Annotated in this window: 9 protein-coding genes; 1 reads left to right on the forward strand and 8 read right to left on the reverse strand. The window is 69.3% G+C overall.

Annotated features, from left to right (window positions below; translation table 11 throughout):
- Window positions 1-4: 4 nt before the first annotated feature.
- Genes QOZ99_RS12545 through QOZ99_RS12560 form a run of 4 tightly spaced genes read right to left on the reverse strand, consistent with a single transcriptional unit; the run spans window position 5 to window position 5,124 of the window.
- Window positions 5-613, reverse strand: coding sequence for a sarcosine oxidase subunit gamma (locus tag QOZ99_RS12545; protein WP_306890318.1), 609 nt, complete (start codon window positions 611-613; stop codon window positions 5-7).
- Window positions 606-3,569 (reverse strand): sarcosine oxidase subunit alpha family protein, encoded by a 2,964-nt coding sequence (locus tag QOZ99_RS12550; RefSeq protein WP_306890319.1) that lies wholly within the window; start codon window positions 3,567-3,569, stop codon window positions 606-608. Before QOZ99_RS12550 ends, QOZ99_RS12545 begins: the two co-directional genes overlap by 8 nt.
- The gene (locus tag QOZ99_RS12555) at window positions 3,566-3,874 is read right to left on the reverse strand and encodes a sarcosine oxidase subunit delta (protein ID WP_306890320.1); all 309 of its coding nucleotides are present in this window, start codon (window positions 3,872-3,874) and stop codon (window positions 3,566-3,568) included. The genes QOZ99_RS12550 and QOZ99_RS12555 overlap by 4 nt, the downstream gene beginning before the upstream one ends.
- Window positions 3,874-5,124 carry a sarcosine oxidase subunit beta family protein gene (locus QOZ99_RS12560; RefSeq protein ID WP_306890321.1) on the reverse strand — a complete coding sequence of 417 codons (1,251 nt, stop codon included), beginning with the start codon at window positions 5,122-5,124 and terminating at the stop codon, window positions 3,874-3,876. Before QOZ99_RS12560 ends, QOZ99_RS12555 begins: the two co-directional genes overlap by 1 nt.
- 107 nt (window positions 5,125-5,231) lie before the next feature.
- Between QOZ99_RS12560 and QOZ99_RS12565 the strand changes: the two genes are divergently transcribed.
- A complete protein-coding gene (locus tag QOZ99_RS12565; RefSeq protein ID WP_306890322.1) occupies window positions 5,232-6,197 on the forward strand; it encodes a LysR family transcriptional regulator in 966 nt (321 codons plus the stop codon).
- Between the two features lie 177 nt (window positions 6,198-6,374).
- Here QOZ99_RS12565 and QOZ99_RS12570 read toward each other — a convergent pair whose 3' ends face one another.
- From QOZ99_RS12570 to QOZ99_RS12585, 4 genes are all read right to left on the reverse strand, one after another.
- Window positions 6,375-7,589, reverse strand: a complete 1,215-nt coding sequence (locus tag QOZ99_RS12570; protein ID WP_306890323.1) for a beta-ketoacyl-[acyl-carrier-protein] synthase family protein — start codon at window positions 7,587-7,589, stop codon at window positions 6,375-6,377.
- The gene (locus QOZ99_RS12575) at window positions 7,586-7,873 is read right to left on the reverse strand and encodes an acyl carrier protein (RefSeq protein ID WP_183187850.1); all 288 of its coding nucleotides are present in this window, start codon (window positions 7,871-7,873) and stop codon (window positions 7,586-7,588) included. The genes QOZ99_RS12570 and QOZ99_RS12575 overlap by 4 nt, the downstream gene beginning before the upstream one ends.
- A gap of 212 nt (window positions 7,874-8,085) precedes the next feature.
- On the reverse strand, window positions 8,086-10,962 hold the full coding sequence (locus tag QOZ99_RS12580; protein WP_306890324.1) for an autotransporter outer membrane beta-barrel domain-containing protein: 2,877 nt from the start codon (window positions 10,960-10,962) through the stop codon (window positions 8,086-8,088).
- A gap of 174 nt (window positions 10,963-11,136) precedes the next feature.
- Window positions 11,137-12,591, reverse strand: coding sequence for a GH1 family beta-glucosidase (locus QOZ99_RS12585; protein ID WP_306890325.1), 1,455 nt, complete (start codon window positions 12,589-12,591; stop codon window positions 11,137-11,139).
- Window positions 12,592-12,599: the final 8 nt, after the last annotated feature.

The raw sequence follows: 12,599 nt of genomic DNA on the forward strand, positions 1-12,599 counted from the left end.
GCACTCAACCTCGGGCGTCCAGTTCGAAGCCGTATTCGGCGGCGCTGGAGACCAGGAAACGCAGCAGGGCCGCCTCGAAGCTGCGCGCGACCAAGAGGCGCCATGTCGCCTCCTCGCGCCGCCACAGGGTGATGCCGATATGGGCCAGCACCGTCGTCGCCGCCATTCCCGGCAGGAACACGCGCGGGTCGAGGTCGATCAGCGCGCCCTTGGCGAGCGTGTCGGCCACTTTCGGGCCGGCGAGGTCGAGGGCGATGAAGGCATCGCTCTGGTCGGTAATGGCGGCGAGCGGGCCGAGCGCGGCCCTCAAGGTGCCGGCGATGTCGCGATCGAGACTCGACAGTGCCAGCCAGCGCCCCGGCGCGGTGCCAATCAGCGTGCGCGCCCCGGCGAAGACCGCGCGCGACGCGCCCGGCAGTTCCATGGCGAGCGCCTGCCGCATGGTTTCGGTGATGGCCGCCTCCGCGCCCCTGGCGGGGGCGAGTGTGGCGATGGAGAGGCCTTCGATGCGGCGGGCGGCGACGCCCGTCATGTCCGCCACGCCGTAATGGCCGGCGGGGGGCACCGTGTCGAAGGGCAGGGTGTCGAGCGGATGAGACCAATGTTCAGCCACGGAGCCGCTCCCCTTCCGGATCGATGAAGCCCGGCGCGCAGATTTCCACCTCGATGTCGCCCCCGCGCACCGGGTCATAGGCGCGCACGCGCTCGCCGATGCGCTCGGGACCACGCTGGAGAAGGCCGAGGCCGATCCAGTGCCCCAGATGGGGCGAATGGGCCACCGAGGTCATGTAGCCCTCGTCATTCTCCAGGCTTGCCGCCGCCCCGATCTTGAGGAAATGCGCGCCGGCACGCAGGCGCTGGCTGGGGTCCACCGGCTTGAAGCCGACAAAGGCCGGCCGCTGCGGATCCACCAATCCGGGACGGCCGGCCATGACACGGCCGATATAGTCCTTCTTGGTGGAGGCCATGCGCCCGAAGCCGAGGTCGCGCGCCGTGGTCTGGCCACTCAGTTCGTTGCCGGACACATGCCCCTTCTCGATGCGCATGACGCCCAGCGCTTCAATGCCATAGGGCGTGATGCCGAAAGTCTCGCCCGCGTTCATCAGCGCCTGCGCCAATTCGGCGCCATGGCGGGCGGGAACGGCGATTTCAAAGCCCAGTTCGCCGGAGAAAGAGAGGCGGAACAGCCGCGCCTTCACCCCGCCCAGCACGGAGCCCTCCATGGCGCCCATGAAGGGCAGCCCTTCATGGGACACGTCCACTCCGGCATCGACCACGCGGGCCAGCACGTCGCGGGCACGCGGCCCGGCGAGCGCGATCTGAGCCCATTGCTCGGACACCGAGGCGATGGCGACATCGAGGTCCGGCCACAGCACCTGCAGGCAGAATTCGAGATGCTGGTAGACCTTGGCGGCGTTGGCCGTGGTGGTCGTCATCACGTAATGCTCGGGCGCCAGCCGTGCCGTGGTGCCGTCATCCATCACCAGCCCGTCCTCGCGCAGCATCACGCCGTAGCGGGCCTTGCCGATGGCCAGTGTCGAGAAGGTGTTGATGTAGACCCGGTCGAGCAGGGTGCCGACATCGGGCCCCTGCAGGTCGATCTTGCCGAAGGTCGAGACGTCGATCAGCCCGACCGAGGCGCGCACCGCTTTCACTTCGCGGTTCACGCTCTCCAGCCAGTCGGTTTCGCCCGGGCGGGGGAAATACTGCGCCCGCAGCCAGGCCCCGGTCTCAATGAACACCGCGCCCCGCGCCTTCGCCCATTCATGGGTCGGGGTCAGGCGGACGGCGCGGAAATCCTTGCCCCGATGGTGCCCGCCCAGCGCGCCGAGCGAGACCGGCGTGTAGGGCGGCCGGAAGATGGTGGTGCCGGTCTCGGGGATCGAGGCGCCGGTGAGGCTCGCCATGATGGCGAGGCCGGTGACGTTGGAGGTGCGGCCCTGGTCGGTCGCCATGCCGAGCGTGGTGTAGCGCTTGAGATGCTCGACCGAGCGGAAGCCTTCCTTGTGGGCGATGGAGATATCCTTCGCCGTCACGTCGTTCTGCAGATCGACGAAGGCGGGCCCCCTAGAATCCGCCACATGCCAGAACGGGGCGATGGCGACGCTCTCCTCCGCCACGGCCGGCACGTCGGGCAGCGGCACGGGGAAGCCGAGCGCCTCGGCGGCTTCCGCGCCCTGCGCCGCGCCGTCGGTCAGCGCGGAGCCGAGCGTGAAGGCGCCGCTGGCCGCGCCCGCCACCGCGAGCAAGGGCGGCACGGTGCCGGGCACGAAGGCGGCGATGGCCCCGTTCCAGGCCGGCTTGCCGCCGTGATGGCAGGTGAGATGGACATTGGGCGACCAGCCGCCGGAAACGGCCAGCGTGTCGACCGCGATCCGCTCCGGGCGCCCATCCGCCACGATATCGATCGCGGTGAGCAGCTTGCCATGGGTGGCGGTGACGCGCCCGTCCAGCAGGGTGCGGATGCCCTCCGCCTTCGCCTGCTGCACCAGGCTGGCCGCAACCGCCCTGCGCACGTCGATGATCGCCGCCACCTCGATGCCGGCCGCCTTGATGTCGAGGGCGCCGCGCCAGGCGTCGTCATTAGTGGCGAATACCGCGACGCGGCGTCCCGGAGCCACGGCGAAGCGGTTGACATAGGTGCGCACCGCGCCCGCCAGCATCACGCCCGGCCGGTCATTGCCGCCGAACACGACAGGCCGCTCGGTCGCGCCCGCGGCCAGCACGGCGCGGCGGGCATGGATGCGCCACAGCCGCTGGCGGGGCTGGAAGGGCGGGGGCACCGGCAGGTGGTCGGCCACCCGCTCCAGCGCGCCATAGGTGCCGGAATCATAGACCCCGAACACGGTGGTGCGGGTCATGAGGCGGACATTGGGCAGGCTGGCCAGTTCGGCCGTGACCCGCGCGGCCCATTCGGCCGCCGGTTTGCCGTCGATCTCGCGCGTCTCGGCATTGAGCCGGCCGCCGGTGAGGAAATCCTCATCCGCGAGGATCACCCGCGCGCCGGCGCGTCCCGCCGCGAGCGCCGCCATCAGCCCGGCCGGGCCGGCGCCGATCACCAGCACGTCGCAGAAGGTGCTGGCCTTCTCGTAATGGTCGGGGTCCGCCGCCTCGGCCATGCGCCCCAGCCCGGCGGCGCGGCGGATGATGGGCTCGTAGACCTTCTCCCAGAAGGCGGCGGGCCACATGAAGGTCTTGTAGTAGAAGCCCGCCCCGAGGAAGGGCGAGAGCAGCTGGTTGACGCTCAGAAGGTCGAGATCGAGCGAGGGCCAGCGGTTCTGGCTCTGCGCGTCCAGCCCGTCGAACAGTTCCGCCACGGTGGCGCGGGTGTTGGGCTCGCGCCGCGCGCCGGCGCGCAGCTCGACCAGCGCGTTCGGCTCCTCCGCCCCGGCCGAGACGATGCCGCGCGGGCGGTGATACTTGAACGAGCGGCCGACCAGGCGCACGTCATTGGCCAGCAGCGCCGAGGCCAGCGTGTCGCCGGCATGGCCGCCATAGCTCCGGCCGTCGAAAGTGAAGGCGAGGGAACGCGCGCGGTCGATGAGACCGCCCTTGGCGAGGCGGCTCATGAGGCGTCTCCCGGCACGTTTCCTGCCGCGTCTCCTGCCGCGTCTCGCGCATCACGGGCGAGGCGGGCGCCGGCAACGGCGTGGGTGAGCGTGTTGCGCTCCACCTGCACCCACTGGCGGCAGCCATAGGCGTGGTACCACCATTCCTGATGCGCCCCGGCGGGATTGTCGCGCAGGTAGACGTAATCGAAGAAACGGTCCTGCGCGTCCGGCGCGGCGGGATCGGGGCGGGCCGGCGTCGCGTCGCCGAGATAGCTGAATTCGTGGGCGTCGCGCTCGCCGCAATAGGGGCAGGGGATGCGCATCAGTGCAGGTTCGGCTGGGCGCCGACTCCCTTTTCGTCGATGAGATGGCCGGTACGGAAACGGTCGAGGCGCATCAGCCGCGCCACCTCGTGCGGCTCGTTGCGGGCAATGAGATGGGCGAAGCACCAGCCGGAGGCCGGGGTCGCCTTGAAGCCGCCATAGCACCAGCCGGCATTGAGATAGAGGCCGGGCCGGGGCGTCCGATCGATGATCGGCGAGCCGTCCATCGACATGTCCATGATGCCGCCCCACATGCGCAACAGCCGCACCCGGCCGATGCGGGGCATCAAGGCCATGCCGCCCTCGGCCACATCCTCGACCACGGGCAGGTTGCCGCGCTGGGCGTAGGAATTGTAGCCGTCAATATCGCCGCCGAAGACCAGCCCGCCCTTGTCGGACTGGCTGATGTAGAAATGCCCGGCGCCGAAGGTGATGACGCCGTCGATCGCCGGCTTCAGCCCCTCCGAGACGAAGGCCTGCAGCACATGGCTCTCGATCGGCAGACGCAGCCCGGCCTTTGACGCGACCCGCGTCGTCGAGCCCGCCACCGCGAGCCCCACCTTGCCGGCGCGGATGGGCCCGCGCGTGGTCTCCACCCCGATTATGCGCTCGCCTTCGCTGAGGAAGCCCGTGACCTCGCAGTTCTGGAGGATGTCCACTCCGAGGCGATCCGCGCCCCGCGCGTAGCCCCACACCACGGCGTCATGGCGCGCGGTGCCGGCGCGCGCCTGGAGCAGGCCCCCCTGAATGGGGAACCGCGCATTGTCGTAATCGAGGAACGGGTACATGGCCCGCACCGCGTCGCGGTCGAGAAGCTGCGAATCCACCCCGCTCAGCCGCATGGCATTGCCGCGCCGGGCATAGGCGTCGCGCTGCGCATCCGAGTGATAGAGGTTGAGGATGCCGCGCTGGCTGACCATCGCGTTGTAGTTCAGTTCCTGCTCCAGCCCTTCCCAGAGCTTCATCGACCATTCGTAGAACGGCTCGTTGCCCGGCAGCAGGTAGTTGGAGCGGATGATGGTGGTGTTCCGCCCGGCATTGCCCGAGCCGATATACCCCTTTTCGATCACCGCGACATTGCGGATGCCGTGCTGGCTGGCGAGGTAATAGGCCGTGGCGAGGCCATGGCCGCCGCCGCCGACGATGATCACGTCATAGGCCGGCTTCGGCGTCGCCGCGCGCCAGGCCGGCTTCCAACCGGACTGGCCGGAGAGGCCATTCGTGAGAATGCTGAGCCAGGAATAGCGCATGCGGGGGCCTTACCTATGTTCCAAACAGCTATAATCCGGCTGGAGGATGCTGATAATATAAGTTTCAGTTATACATCGCCGATCCCTTCGCGAGTGACGCCGTCGCCATGGCCGACAACCTCCCCTTCGATCTCCGGGCGCTGGAAATCTTCCTCGCGGTCTGCGACGCCGGCACCATGGCGCAGGCCGCGCGGCGGCTCGGGCTCACCCAGCCCGCCGTCTCGCAGGCGGTTGCCGAGATGGAGCGGCGCATCGGCATCGCGCTGTTCGACCGCGCCGCCCGCCCGCTCGCGCTCACCGTGGCGGGCGGCGCGCTGCGCCAGCGGGGAAGCGCGCTCTTGTCCGAGGCGCGGCAGATCGCGCCGCTGGTGCGCGAGGCCGAGCATGCCCGCCTGCCGCTGCTGCGCGCGGGCCTCGTCGATTCGCTCTCGCGCGTGCTGATCACCCCGCTGGCGCGGGCGCTGGACGAGAAGGCCGAGCAGGTGTCGCTGCTCTCCGGGCTCACCGCCTCCCATGGCGGGGCGCTGCTGACGCGCCAGCTCGACCTTCTGGTCGGGGCGGGCGATCTCGACGATATCGAGGGGCTGGAGCGCTGGCCGCTGCTCACCGAGCCCTATGTGCTGCTGATGCCCGCGCATCTGCCGCGCCCCGGCCGGACGGGGGATCTGGAGGAACTGGTCCGCCAGCTCCCGCTGGTGCGCTTTTCCGCCCGCTCGCAGACCGGCATGGAGGTCGAGCGGCATCTGCGCCGCCTGCGGCTCGACCTGCCGCGCCGCATGGAATTCGACACGCCTTATGGTGTCACCGCCAGCGTCACCGACGGGATGGGCTTTGCCATCACCACGCCGCTCTGCCTGTTCGAGGCCGGGCTGCCGCTGGAGGGGTTCGCCTGCTGGCCGCTTCCCGGCCCCGGGCTGACCCGCCACCTGACGTTGATCGCCCGCCGGCAGGAACTCGGCCGCCTGCCGCGCGAGATCGCCGATTTCTGCCGCGCGCAGCTGCGCGCGGTGGCCCCTTCCGTCGACGTGCTGGTGGGCGAGAAGCTGGCGGAGGCGTTCCGGGTGGAGGGGTAAGCGAGCTTCTCCCTCTCCCCATTGGGGAGAGGGATGGGGTGAGGGGTCTTCAACGCTTCGCAATCGCAAAAGCCACTCACCGACCCGCTTCGCGGGCCACCTCTCCCCAACAGGGAGAGGGAAAGCAAGGTCCGCCAGATCGTTACCCGATCCGCGCAGCTTGTCCGGGAAACGGGATCACCCGTTATACCGCCGCAGCGCCAGCACCGCGTTGAGCCCGCCAAAGGCGAAGCTCGACGAGATGGCGGTCTCGATCGGCGCGGTGCGGGCGGCGTTGGGCACGCAGTCGATATCGCATTCGGGGTCGAATTCGCGATAGCCCATGGTCGGCGGCAGGAAGCCTTCGCGCAGGGCCAGCACCGTGGTCACGCAGTCCAGCGCGCCGGATGCATTCATGGTGTGGCCATATTGCGATTTCGACGAGGAGACCGGCAGTTTCGCGAGGTGATCGCCGAACACCTGCCGCAGCGCCGCGGTCTCGGTCTTGTCGTTGAGCATTGTCGCGGTGCCGTGGGCACTGACATAATCGACCGCGTCGGGTTTGACGCCGGCATCTTCCAGCGCGAAGCGCATGGAGGCCGCCGCGCTCGCCAGGTCGGGGGCGGTGATGTCCATGCCGTCGGCGCTCATGCCGAAGCCGATCATCTCGGCATGGATGGTGGCGCCGCGGGCAATGGCGCGGTCCATGTTCTCCAGCACCACGGCGCCGCCGCCCTCGCCGATGACGAGACCGCCGCGGTCCTTGGAGAAGGGGCGGCAGCCATCGGCGGCGAGCACGCGCAGCGCTTCCCAGCTTTTCAGCATGCCGAAGGTAATCTGCGATTCGGCGCCGCCGGCCACCGCGACATCCAGCATGCCGGAGCGGATCATGTGGAAGGCGGTGCCGATGGAGTGCGAGGCCGAGGAACAGGCCGAGGCGATGGAGAAGGAGGGCCCGTGAATGCCGAGATCCATGGTGACATGGCTCACCTGGCCGCTCGGCATGGCGCGCGGCACGGTGAAGGGGTGCGGGCGCGGCGCCTTCTCCGCATAGAGCTTGTGGTAGCTGTCATCGACCGCGTGGAAGCCGACCGAGGCCGCGAAGATGGCCCCGGCGCGATGCCGCGCCACGCCTTCCAGCGCCGGGCCGGCGTCGGCCAGCGCCTGCCGGGCGACGACCACGGCGAATTGCGAGGTGCGGTCGATCAGCCCGAGCTGGCGCGGCTCGAAATGCGCTTCCGGCGCGAAGCCGCGGACCTCGGCGGAGATCTTCGTCTTCATCGAGGTGACGTCGACGCCCTGTGTCGGGCCGATGCCCACCGTGCCGGCGCGCAGGCCCGCCAGATGAGCGGCAATGTCGGGCCCGAGCGCGGAGAGCGAGCCGAGGCCGGTGATCGCGACGCGGGCCGTCATCCGGCGGACGCGGCCCCGGCCGTGCGGCCATGGCTGGCGGCAACCAGCTCGGCCACATGGTCGACCAGCGCGCCGACGGTGACATTGTTGCCGTTCAGCGGTCCGTCATTGGGAATCTCGATGTCGAAGCGGCTCTCCAGCTTGAAGATCGTCTCGATGAGATCGAGCGAGGAAATGCCGAGTTCCGCCACCGGCGTCTCCCGTGTCAGGAGGGTCGCATCGACACCCACTTCGTCCGCGATGAAGGCGACGATTTCGGTGACGGTGGGATCGTCTGTCTGCATGGTCTGCCCAAAGTCCGCTCTTCTGCGCCGCCGGCCGCTCGGGCCGGCAGCATGGGATCGCTCTTGGTAGCACAATGTCCGGCGCGCCGGACATGGGCGTCAATTGACTGACATATGTGTCGGCCGCATGTCACCCCCGCCACGTTTGCGCCCCCCAGGATCCGCGCACCGCCGCGCACCGCCGCGCTCCACCCAGCCCTCGGGCGGAGCCGTCAGAAGCGCCAGCTGAGCCGGGCCTGGATCGCGTTCACCGTCACGCTGTCGGCATACTGGCCGACATAGGCGACGCCGATGCTGGTCCGCTCATTCACCGCCAGTTCGGTGCCGAGTTCCAGCAGCGCGGTGTTCTGCGCCAGCGGCACGCCGGCCACCGAGAAGGTCGCGCCCGGCAGGTTCTGCAATTCGAGCCGCGCCTCGGGCGTGGTGTCGCCGAAGGCATATTGCCAGGCGAGCGAGGCATGCGGCCGAAGCACCATGCCGCCGGGCAGTTCCAGCGTCGTGGCGATGCGCAGGCCGAGCGAGGAATAGCCGACATCGAGCGAGCCGGACGCCCCGTTCACACCGTTCAGCGCGCCGCTCTCGCGGAAGCCGTCCGTGTCGAGATGCACATAGGCGAGGCCGGCGAAAGGTTCGATCGCCAGTCCCTGCACCGCGAAGCCGTAGCCGACCTCGCCGAAGACCTGCGCGGTAGAGCCGTCATAGGCGGCGCTCGCCTGCTGCGCATAGCCGGGAAAGGCGATGGTGCGCGAGGCATCGATGCTGTTGAAGGCATAGGTCGCGCCGAGCCGCAGGTTCCAGGCGCCGGCACGGGTGCCGGCATAGAGCGCCAGCAGCCCGCTATCGACATCCGATGAGGCGAGCAGCGCCGAACTGTTGGAACTGGACCGGCTATAGCCGGCGGCGAGGCCGACCAGCCAGTCGGAGACCGGCACGTCGGCGCCGACCATGAACCCGCCGATCGTGGCGTCGACATCGGCGGTGGTCGATCCGCCCTCATAGTCGCTCCATCCGCCGAAGCCCTGCGCCCAGACCGTGCCAGCGAAGGGGGCGGGTTCCGCGACCGGGGCCTTGGTGGGGAAGGGCGACTTGGTGGGGAAGGGCGGGGTGGCCGCGCTTTTGAACGCCGCGCCATAGGCGAGGGCCGGGCCGCCATAGCCGAGCGCGCCGGTCGGGTCGGGCTGGCCCTGATAGGCGCCCTGTCGCAGGCGGCCGAGGATCGCCTGCCGGCTGTACAGGCCATCGCCGATCATCACCGAGCGCGCGCTGGCATAGGATTCGCCCGACAGCGCGCCCAGCGCGACCGGCAGTTGCGCGGCGTCGAGCGCGTAGAGCGGGCTCAGCCCTGCCGGCAGCGCCAGCAGCAGCGGGCCGCTGCTGTTGTTGACGACGCGATCGATGGCGCGGCCGACCGCCTGCTGGTTCGGCGTGCTGTTCGCCTGCCCGCCCAGATTGGAGGCGACGCCCAGCGTTACCGCGTTGGCGCCATAGTTCAGGCGGGTCGCGAACATTGCCGGCAGGCCGGATGTGGCGAAGGTGTCGAAGCTGCCGGTCACGTCCTGCGTCGCGGTGAGCAGCGTGTAGGACTTGGCGATGCTGGTACTCTGGAAGCTGGTCGCCAGCGTTCCCGCGAGGCGGGCGGTGTCGGTCTGCACCCTGTCGTTGCTCGCGCCGTCGAGCCGCAGCGCCAGCGTGCCGCCAGCCGTCTGCGCGAAGGTGCCGCTGATGGCGTGCACCGTGCCCGCACCCGCGCCGCTGACCCCGAGCCAGCCGCTGTTCTCGAACCGGCCCTGCATGCCGGAGGCGATGTCTACCTGACCGTCGATGATGCCGGTATTGACGACCGCGGTGCCGAGCGCGTCCGGGCCGCTCGACAGGGTGGTGGCGCCGGCGCTCGCGGTGAGGCTGCCGCTGTTCAGCAGCGTGCCGTAGCGCCCGTTCATCCGCACGCCGGTGCTGTCGGTGCCGGTGACGGTGATCGTGCCCTTGTTGCTGATCACGCCATAGGTCTCGGCGGCGATGCCGGTGGCACCGCTGCCGGTGATGGCGATGCTGGACGTGTTGATCACGTCATCGCCGCCGGGATTGGTGGCGATGCCAATGGCGCCATTGCCGGCGACGTTGAGCGGCGCGTCGTTGCGGATCGGGTTGTAGATGCCCGGAAGCGTGGCGACATAGCCGTTGACGGTACCGTTGGCGATATAGACGCCGATGACGTTGTCGCCATAGGCGGAGTTCGCCGAGACCACGTCGCCGGGAATGTCGATCTCGTACCAGGTGGTGGTGCCATCGGCCGCGACATGCAGCACCGCCGGGTGGACGGCGCCGTCGGCGCTGATCCAGTTGGTGACGAGATTGTACTCGCCTGCCCGCCCGCCGCCGGTAATGCCCTCGAAATGGGTCGCGACCGCATCGGGATGGTCATGGGTGACATAGGTCCCGGTGGTCTGGTCGTAGATATAGCCGTGCTCCGGGCCGAGCCCGCCGCCTTCCAGCACCTGCGCGTAGCCGCCGGCGATCTTGTCGCCATAGACGCCATAGGCGGTGGTGCTGGCATTGGAAATGACGAGCGGCGTGTAGGTGCCGGTGCTGATCGTGTAGATGAACGCCTTGCCCTGCGCGAGATCGGTGTCGTAATCGCCGACCACCTGATCGCCGAAATTGCTATGGGCGATGGTATAGAGCGTGCTGGAGCCGGGAAAGGCCAGCGGGGTGATCGACTGCCCCGGTGCCGCCGCGCCGTCATAGAGGTAGCTCAGGTCATAGGGCGCCGAGGCCGTGGTCTGGTAGCTGCCGACCGTGCGCAGGATGCCGCCGGGATTGCCGAAGCTCGGTCCATAGGGCGAGGAACTGATCGCGCCGGGATAGTTCACGCCGTCGGCGGTGGAGACCGGCATGGGCGACCAAGCCTGCGTCGCCATGTTGTAATAGAGCCCGCCGGTCTCGGTGCCGATCGTGTAGTTGCCGACGATGTTGTCGCCGCGAATGCCGGTGAGGAACGTGCCGGTGGTGCCGAAATTCAGCGTCTGGTAGGCGGTCTGCGCTGCGGCTGCATTCGCCAAGCCGTCGACGCCGATGCCTGCCACGGCCATCAGCAACAGCCGGGGCGCACCGGCCCCCCTCAACAATGCTCTCATGGTCACGCCCCCCGAATCGCCGGCTGACAGCGCCGGAATTGCGGGCCAGCCTATCGCGCGCGAAGGGGTGGGCGATAGGCTACAAGACCTTCAAATTGCCAGCGAATTCTGGTCGCATTTCGGTAAACTTCAGGGAGTGGTGCCGCCGGCGCGGGCCTTGATGAGCTGCGCGAGATAGAGCAGCGAGGCTTTCGGCGTGCGCGCCTGCGTGGCGAAATCCACATGCGTCACGCCGAAACGGCGGCGTTCGCCCTCCGCCCATTCGAAATTGTCGAGCAGCGACCAGACGAAATAGCCGTTCAGCGCGCAGCCCTGCGCGATCGCCTCCGCGCAGGCGTCCAGATGGGCGCGGATATAGGCGGTGCGCTGCGGGTCCTCGACCACCCCGCCGGCCGGCGCGGGGTCGTCATAGCAGGCGCCGTTCTCGGTGATGAAGGTGGCGGGGTTGCCATAATCATCGCGCAGCCGCGTCATCACCTGCACCAGCCCCTGCGGGCTGATCGGCCAGCCCAGCGCGGTGAGCGCAGTGCCGGGCGGCACCGCGCCGTAGCCCGCCTGCGCGAGGAAGGCGTTCGCGTCGTGCCTGATATAGGAGGGGCCGTAATAATTGACGCCGAGGAAGTCGATCCGCTGCCGGATCGTCGCCATGTCGCCCGCCCGCACCAGCGGGGCGAAGACCGGCTCGAACCCGGCGGGGTAGCGGCCATGGAACAGCGGGTCGAGATTGATGGTGTTCCAGCACGCGTCGAAGCGGCCCGCCGCGGCCACGTCCTCGGCGGCCTGCGAGGCCGGGAAGATCGGCTGCAGCGAGAACACCGTGCCGAGCTTCAGGTCCGAGCGCAGCGCCCTGAGCGCGGCGATGCCGGTGCCCTGCGCCAGATTCTGGTGATGCTGGGCGCTGACATAGCTCTCCCAGCCGGTGAGGCCCGGCGCGTGATTGCCGAAGCCATGGCCGAATATGGCGTGCACCGAGGGTTCGTTGAGCATCGCCCAGGGCTTCACCCGGTCGCCCAGCCGGGCCACGGTGGCGCCGGCATAATCGGCGAACCAACTGGCAATATCCCGATTATGCCAGCCGCCGCGGTCCTGCAGCGCCTGCGGCAGGTCCCAGTGATAGAGGCAGGCCATGGGCAGGATGCCGCGCGCCAGCAGCCTGTCGACCAGCCGGTCGTAGAAATCGAGCCCGGCCGGGTTCACCGGGCCGGTGCCCTGCGGCATCACGCGCGGCCAGGCGATGGAGAAGCGATAGGCCTGAAGGCCCATCTGCGCCATCAGATCCACGTCGCCGGCATAGCGGTTGTAATGGTCGCAGGCGATGTCGCCATTGGTGCCGTCGGCGATGCGGCCGGGCGTGTGCGAGAAGGTGTCCCAGATCGAGGGCCGGCGCCCGCCCTCCTTCACCGCCCCTTCGATCTGGTAGGCCGAGGTCGAGGCGCCGATCAGGAAGCCGGGCGGCAGGCGCGGCGCCCCGGCGGGGGACGCACCGGCGGGGGACGCACCGGCCTGCGCCGCGAGCTTCGAGGACAGCGCCGGCAGGGCGGCCGTGGCGGCGGCGGCGGCGAGGAAATCACGGCGGCGGAGCATGGGCTTGG

Source organism: Ancylobacter amanitiformis, assembly GCF_030814815.1.
In the GTDB taxonomy this organism is placed as follows: Bacteria; Pseudomonadota; Alphaproteobacteria; order Rhizobiales; family Xanthobacteraceae; genus Ancylobacter; species Ancylobacter amanitiformis.

Coding starts and splice junctions, on each gene's coding strand:
- QOZ99_RS12550 (WP_306890319.1), bottom strand. CDS start 3,569: ATGAGCCGCCTCGCCAAGGGCGGTCTCATCGACCGCGCGCGTTCCCTC.
- QOZ99_RS12555 (WP_306890320.1), bottom strand. CDS start 3,874: ATGCGCATCCCCTGCCCCTATTGCGGCGAGCGCGACGCCCACGAATTC.
- QOZ99_RS12560 (WP_306890321.1), bottom strand. CDS start 5,124: ATGCGCTATTCCTGGCTCAGCATTCTCACGAATGGCCTCTCCGGCCAG.
- QOZ99_RS12565 (WP_306890322.1), top strand. CDS start 5,232: ATGGCCGACAACCTCCCCTTCGATCTCCGGGCGCTGGAAATCTTCCTC.
- QOZ99_RS12570 (WP_306890323.1), bottom strand. CDS start 7,589: ATGACGGCCCGCGTCGCGATCACCGGCCTCGGCTCGCTCTCCGCGCTC.
- QOZ99_RS12575 (WP_183187850.1), bottom strand. CDS start 7,873: ATGCAGACAGACGATCCCACCGTCACCGAAATCGTCGCCTTCATCGCG.
- QOZ99_RS12580 (WP_306890324.1), bottom strand. CDS start 10,962: ATGGCCGTGGCAGGCATCGGCGTCGACGGCTTGGCGAATGCAGCCGCA.
- QOZ99_RS12585 (WP_306890325.1), bottom strand. CDS start 12,591: ATGCTCCGCCGCCGTGATTTCCTCGCCGCCGCCGCCGCCACGGCCGCC.